The organism is Kitasatospora sp. NPDC023120, assembly GCF_055560835.1.
On record NZ_JBVHHY010000072.1, the window covers coordinates 1 to 5,794 of the forward strand.

Annotated in this window: 6 protein-coding genes and 1 pseudogene; 5 read left to right on the forward strand and 2 right to left on the reverse strand. The window is 67.6% G+C overall.

Going from position 1 to position 5,794, the window contains the following annotated elements; all coding sequences use genetic code 11:
* The first annotated feature begins 719 nt into the window (after positions 1 to 719).
* The 3 genes and pseudogenes from ACZ3TI_RS40405 (at position 720) to ACZ3TI_RS40415 (ending at position 2,138) form a co-directional block, all read left to right on the forward strand.
* Positions 720 to 1,283, forward strand: a complete 564-nt coding sequence (locus ACZ3TI_RS40405; RefSeq protein WP_465735510.1) for a hypothetical protein — start codon at positions 720 to 722, stop codon at positions 1,281 to 1,283.
* Between the two features lie 25 nt (positions 1,284 to 1,308).
* Positions 1,309 to 1,515, forward strand: a pseudogene (locus tag ACZ3TI_RS40410) (HD domain-containing protein); the annotation flags it as partial.
* Between the two features lie 173 nt (positions 1,516 to 1,688).
* On the forward strand, positions 1,689 to 2,138 hold the full coding sequence (locus ACZ3TI_RS40415; RefSeq protein ID WP_465735512.1) for a peptide deformylase: 450 nt from the start codon (positions 1,689 to 1,691) through the stop codon (positions 2,136 to 2,138).
* A 35-nt stretch (positions 2,139 to 2,173) separates the two neighbouring features.
* On the opposite strand, the gene ACZ3TI_RS40420 is transcribed toward ACZ3TI_RS40415, so the two are convergent.
* On the reverse strand, positions 2,174 to 2,548 hold the full coding sequence (locus ACZ3TI_RS40420) for a hypothetical protein (RefSeq protein ID WP_465735514.1): 375 nt from the start codon (positions 2,546 to 2,548) through the stop codon (positions 2,174 to 2,176).
* 308 nt (positions 2,549 to 2,856) lie between these two features.
* On the opposite strand from ACZ3TI_RS40420, the gene ACZ3TI_RS40425 reads away from it, so the two are divergent.
* On the forward strand, positions 2,857 to 3,492 hold the full coding sequence (locus ACZ3TI_RS40425; RefSeq protein ID WP_465735516.1) for a hypothetical protein: 636 nt from the start codon (positions 2,857 to 2,859) through the stop codon (positions 3,490 to 3,492).
* A gap of 139 nt (positions 3,493 to 3,631) precedes the next feature.
* Here ACZ3TI_RS40425 and ACZ3TI_RS40430 read toward each other — a convergent pair whose 3' ends face one another.
* Positions 3,632 to 4,069, reverse strand: a complete 438-nt coding sequence (locus tag ACZ3TI_RS40430) for a hypothetical protein (RefSeq protein ID WP_465735518.1) — start codon at positions 4,067 to 4,069, stop codon at positions 3,632 to 3,634.
* A 462-nt stretch (positions 4,070 to 4,531) separates the two neighbouring features.
* On the opposite strand from ACZ3TI_RS40430, the gene ACZ3TI_RS40435 reads away from it, so the two are divergent.
* Complete coding sequence (locus ACZ3TI_RS40435) at positions 4,532 to 5,554, forward strand: site-specific integrase (protein ID WP_465735520.1); 1,023 nt, start codon at positions 4,532 to 4,534, stop codon at positions 5,552 to 5,554.
* Positions 5,555 to 5,794 lie beyond the last annotated feature (240 nt).

Sequence of the window (5,794 nt, forward strand, 5' to 3'; positions counted from 1 at the left end):
CCAGTCGAGTACGAAACCGACTACTACCTTGCCACCACAAAACCGCAGGTCACAACCACAACCTGAGATCTCTACCGAACCCGGGGCGGTTCACTCTCTGACGCACTGTCCATCAAAGAGCCAGGTCAGCAACCTGTTGCAGTACGCCTACCTGCTCTCTCAATTTATGGAACAGAGCAGGTCAGAGGCCATTAGATACCCCGCTGCGTTTCAGATCTCCTGAGGCCGCACACCAGACAAGAGGGAGAAGGCCCGCAGTGCTGCCTTCCGCAGCGCTCTGGCGGTGTATGAGGAAGCCGGGCACTACCCTCCCGGCCGTGATGCCACCACCGCGGAGCAGGAAGCGGACAGGGAGGTGTACTCACGCGCCTATCGTGCCGCTCGGGATGCATTCCGAAGGGCCGCGCGCTGACATGACGACAGCGTGACTCCGGCGGCGGGACGACTGTCCCGCCGCCGCCTCATGGCGAGGCATCGATCGCGCTTCCGGCGCAACGGACCGGACCGCATCCGGACCGCCCCTCAGGGCTCAGGGGGTCGGGGCTGTACGCCCAGGGCCCGGCCGGCAGACCCAGGGGGGAGAGAGGTCTGCTGGCCGAGCCCATGCACTGCCCGCCCGCCCTTCTAGAGAGCGTGTTTCAAAGCCGCGGCCAGCCACCGGCGTCATCGCCCGCTGCGAGGCCATCGCATGCCCTGACGCGCCAATATGCACCAGTGCTATGTTCCGATCGCGGATCGAACGGCAGTTGCTGGACACGGGGGCTGGGGTGGCTTTGCTGGAAGCGCTGATCACGACCGTTACCGGAGCGGCCTCGGCGACCGTGGGGGTGCTGGTAGGCGGGATCGTCACCAGACGGGGCCAGGACCATCAGTGGTCGCGGGATCAGCAACTGCTTGCCTATCAAGAACTCCTCAGCCACTACGCAAAGTTCACGATGGTGATCAAGCGTGCGCACGCCGACCGTCGTGGCTGGGACTACGACTGGGCCGAGTGGAGCGCCGTTCTGACGAAGGTCAGCTTGATCGCTCCCGCGGAGGTCGCGGGCGAGGTCGACAGCTTCGGCCAGTCGGTCGACCGCTTCTTGGACCGCGTCGCGCGAGACGTCGATCCGGTCCGTACGCCACTCGGCGAAGAGGAGTTCCGGGAGGCCGGCGCGGAGGTGGCTCAGGCGCAGATGCGACTGGTCAATGCGATGCGGCGGTCGCTGGGAGGTCGACGGAAGGCGCTGACCTTCTGGATTGGAGGGTCGCACGCCGGCCCGGAGAATCGCGGATCGCTGTAGCGATCACAGCCACTCGTTGATGACGGCAATCTGCGCCCGAGACGCCGACAAGCTGGAGTGCCTTCTCCAAGGAGTCGAGTATCTGGCTCAGGGCTACGTCAACGCGCAGCGGTGGATCGACAACAGTCGCGGCCGGTTGACCACGAAGACCGCCAAGGACCTCGCCGACGCCGTACTGGCGACCGACTCGCTCGATTGGCTGCGCCACGCCCTCGGCGAGAAGCCTCGCTGAGAGCTACGGCCCTCTGACCCCTTGGGAGCGCGACCGTGGGCCCTCCCCCGAGCTCCAGCTACCGCGCCACCGACGAGTGTCGTTCAGCCGTGGGCACGGAACGGATTCCGCGATACGCGGCTCTGCCATCCCCACAGACGGCCGCCCCGGTACGGACGCGAACACCCGTATGGGTGACCGACCGTGCCCGATCACCCATCCTGCTCAACCCCAAGGTCACCGCCATCTCCGAGGAGACCGACGAACGGTATGAGGGCTGCCTCAGCTTCTTCGAGGTCCGCGGTATGGTCCCCCGCCCACTCCGCATGGACGTCACCGCCACCACCCTCGACGGCCTGCTCTACACCGGCCGCATGCGTCACGACGTGACCGCGCTCGGGGCGACCTCACGCGTGCCGAGGACCGGGTGCGGGCCGCCGAGGATGCCGTCCGTACGACCCACGACCAGGCCGACAGCGCGCGACAGGGCCACACGCGACGCCGCCTGGACCGCGGCGGCTGAGCCGGGACATCGACATCTGAGGGTGGTGCTCCGGGCCTCCGCCACGCCGCGCGGCGGCACAGAAGGTCAGCCACCGAAGCGCCCCGTACGGAGCCCTCCCGACGAAGCCTTCGAGGAATGACCGTGCTCAGCGAAGTCCGACGGGCCTCCACGAGGTCATCCGACCGTGAGCCGGATCCGGTCGACGGACGGCAGCGTCGTCGGCATCTCGTCGGTGACCCAGGCGTACTCCAGTGCGGACAACACCGTGCCGCCCTCCGCCCACACCAGCAGCTCGCCAACATACTCGCCGGATCGGTCGAAAACTCCGGCACCGACCGGCAGCAGCGTGGACGGCCGCGCGGGATGCCGCACCCGCCCGGGCACGCGCAGGTCGACGCTCACCGACTCAGGCCCCCAAGTGGCCACCACCTCGGTCCGGTCCAACTGACCGCGCAGCGCCGAGGCACCGGGGAAGTCGGCTGCCAGGAGGTGTTCCAGTACGGCTCGCTCGGAGACGTTCAGCAGACGGGGGTCGATGGGAACGGACATGCGCCCATCTTCGCAGCTCACCACCAGTTTCCTGCACGACAGACAGCGGCCGTCCATCGAGACGAATGAGCGCGGAAAGGGCCGTCAAGGCCCGGGTCCGGCGGCGGCCGGACTTTCGTGATCGGCGCAGTGACGCCCGCTCGGCCCGGTGTGCAGCCGACGAACGGCGACCGGCCCGGGCTGCGGAAGCGGCACGGCCCGCCGGCCCGCCCGGGCCGATGCGGCTGGGTACGCAACGGTAGGTCGGACCGTGTCCACCGTTGTCGGGCTACCGCTCGATGTCAGCGGCGGGTACTAGCGTCCAGTCCATGGGCTTCACCAGTGCTTGGGCGATCACCAGCCACGCCGACTCCTTCATCTCCGACCTGTCTCCCCGGTTGCTGCCCGCGATGGAAGCGGACTGGTCCGAGTCGTCTGCCCAGCAGCGATGGGATCGGTGGCAGCAGGATCCGCTGCCCGACTACCGGACCTGGTACGGAAATTCGGGGAGCACTGAGGTCGACAGGGCGGCGCTGGAGTCGTTCCTGCACCTCACCTCACCAGGACTCAATGTTGACGACATGTGCGCCGGCATCGTCGATCCGGACTTCTGCGTGATCGACGATGTGTGGAGGGATCAACCGGACGAGGGCATCTTCGCCTCGGTGAATTCGAAGGAATACGCGGTCGCATCGCTCTTCCATGCCATCGGACCGGCCCGCGCCGCCCTCCTGCCAGGCTGGTGCGGCAACTTCCTCCTCACCTCGGCCCAGGTCCGCCAGACCCGGCCGCACGTGGAGCGAGCCCTCACCTTCTCCGACGCCGAACGCTCCGCTGCGGACGCTCAGGACTGGCTTTACTACTCGCCCCAGAAGGAGTCCGTCCTTGACGGCCCGCTGCGACTGTGGCGCGCCGCCGCCGAGAACGGGCTCGGCCTGTGCGGGGTAGCGGTACACCTCTCCTGACCCGTGCGATCCCAACTCAACTTCCCAAAGCGGACTTTGGCGCCTGCGGGAAGTCTCCTTCCCGAACGAAGGCTCAGGCGTACGAGGCTGACCCGGTCGTCTCACCAGGTCAGCCGCCGGGCTCGACCGGCTCTTCTTGTCAGCCACCGCTCCGCAGGTCACGGAGGCCTTCCGCGAAGGCCGTGAGCGCGTACTGCTCCGTGCCGCGCCCTGGCATCTCGAGCTTCTTGAGCTGCCCGCCGACGATGTGGGACACCAGCGGCACGGGCAGAGCGTCCGGCCAGAGGCCGGTTCGCTTGCCCTCCGAGAGAACTCGGCGGAACGCGCCGGTGGATCCCCGCAGGCTCCGGCCGTTCGCCTTCAACTCGTCTGCGGCGCACTCGCCTTCGCCTTCGACGACCTGGAGCAGGATCTGCTGCGCGCGGGGCGGCAGGCGGTCGTAGTACGAGCGGGCCCGCTCCGGTGTCCAGCGGTCGTCGGACACCGCGGTCACGACAGCGGTCGGCATGACGGCAAGGGCGAGCAGCTTCTCGAGCGCCTCGGGGGTCGGATTCTCCACCGTGATCGTGATCTTCATGACCGACACCCTTGCAGTTCAGAGCACTGAACACAAATAACAACACGAAACGCTTCACAAACGAGGAGCGCACCTCGAGCCCCGTTTATGTATCGATCTATGTATTGCGTCCTCTAACTGGATTTAGAGGACGCAACACAGGGCGCTGCCCCAAATGGATCATCAGCTCACACGCCGGAAGGGAAGCGCCCGTGGACGAGGACGTGGACAACCTGCCCGCTCTGGCGGAGGCCGCCACCGAGGTGATGGTCGGCGAACTTATCGACGACACCCAGGCGCTCGCACAGTTCGCGCTCGACGGGGTCGACCCGAACGAGATGCTGACCGAGGACGCGGCCGACGACCTCGCCACAGCCCCGGCCGGCACGCACCAGCCAGACCTACGCCGAACAGTGGCGCTACTTCGCCCGCTGGTGCATCGACAACAGTCGCCACCCGGGCCGGCGCACCAGCGAGGCGAACATGGTCTCCTACATCTCCCGCCTGCGCCGCCGCGGCGGCCGCGACGGCACAGGCGCGCCCGTGAGCTCTCTGCGTCTGGCGATGGCGGCGATCCGCGACGCCAACGCCCGTGCGGGCTATGAGAACTGGCCTCCCAAAAAGGCGACCGCCGAGCTGATCCGCAAGCAGGCCGCCGACCACGCCCGCGCCCGCCGCACCCCCAAATCGAGCCCGCCCATCGACGCCGCCCGCATCGCCAACCTCCAGCAGGGGGTGACTGCCGACATCCCTCTCGCCCGCTGGCGCGATCTGACGATCCTGCACCTCGGATACCGTACCCGCGCCCGGCGCTCCGAACAGGCCGCGTACCGAATCGACTCCATCGTCTTCGAGTACCTGGAGGACGGCATCGAGCAGATGGTCGTCGGCAAGCGCACCAGCAAGAACGACCACTGGTCCATCGGCCGCGAGTACGTCATCCGCGACCCGGTGTCGATCACCGCCGTACGCACCTACATCTCACTGCTAGCCGAACTCGGCCAAGCAGAACCGCAGTTGCCACTGTTGCGTGGCATCACCCGCTGGGGCCGGCTCATGCCCGTATCGGCCTCCGGAACAGGCATGACCGGCCACGCCGTGAACCGTGCCTTCCAACGCATGGTAGCCCGGGCCCCCGGCTTCGACGCCAAGGACGCCACCAGCCACGGTCTGCGCGCCGGCGTCCTCGCCGACCTCGCCGACCAAGGCTATAGCCCCGCCGAGATCTTGGTCATCACGGAGGACTGGAAGTCCACCACTATGGTCGAGAAGTACGCGAAGGCTGGCCTCCGCCGTGCAGGAAAGGACAACCTCGGCCGGGCCCAGAGAGCCCTCGATGCTGTCCGTCCCCTCACCGACCGACCCCACGAAGTGACGATCTCGCGCTCGCCCTGGCTCTTCTCGCGAGCGATGGGGCGGCTCAGGATGTCCTGGGTGATCAGCGTGCTGGCGGCGTCCGGCGAGGACGGGGCCAGCGGCTGGGCCGCTGGATCACCCTCAGGTTGAACTGGCAGGGGGGCGGTCACAGTACGGAGCCTCCGGAAGCGCCCCCGCGCGTTGATCAGTCTAAGCTTGACTCTGTCGGGGATCTTGGTTGCCGTCCTCTCAGCTGACGGCTCGCCAGGAACGTAGGCGCGGGACGCCTTGCTGGTCGAGGTGGTCCTGGAAGGCTGTCGGCGGCCGTGGGGGCGCGCTTTCGCCGGGGGCCTGCTTGCTGAGGCGTTCGACGTTGACGGCGATGGCGGT

Excerpts from the sequence above, each read along its gene's own strand:
- ACZ3TI_RS40425 (WP_465735516.1), top strand. The coding sequence starts at position 2,857 with ATGGGCTTCACCAGTGCTTGGGCGATCACCAGCCACGCCGACTCCTTC.
- ACZ3TI_RS40435 (WP_465735520.1), top strand. The coding sequence starts at position 4,532 with ATGGTCTCCTACATCTCCCGCCTGCGCCGCCGCGGCGGCCGCGACGGC.
- ACZ3TI_RS40405 (WP_465735510.1), top strand. The coding sequence starts at position 720 with ATGTTCCGATCGCGGATCGAACGGCAGTTGCTGGACACGGGGGCTGGG.
- ACZ3TI_RS40420 (WP_465735514.1), bottom strand. The coding sequence starts at position 2,548 with ATGTCCGTTCCCATCGACCCCCGTCTGCTGAACGTCTCCGAGCGAGCC.
- ACZ3TI_RS40430 (WP_465735518.1), bottom strand. The coding sequence starts at position 4,069 with ATGAAGATCACGATCACGGTGGAGAATCCGACCCCCGAGGCGCTCGAG.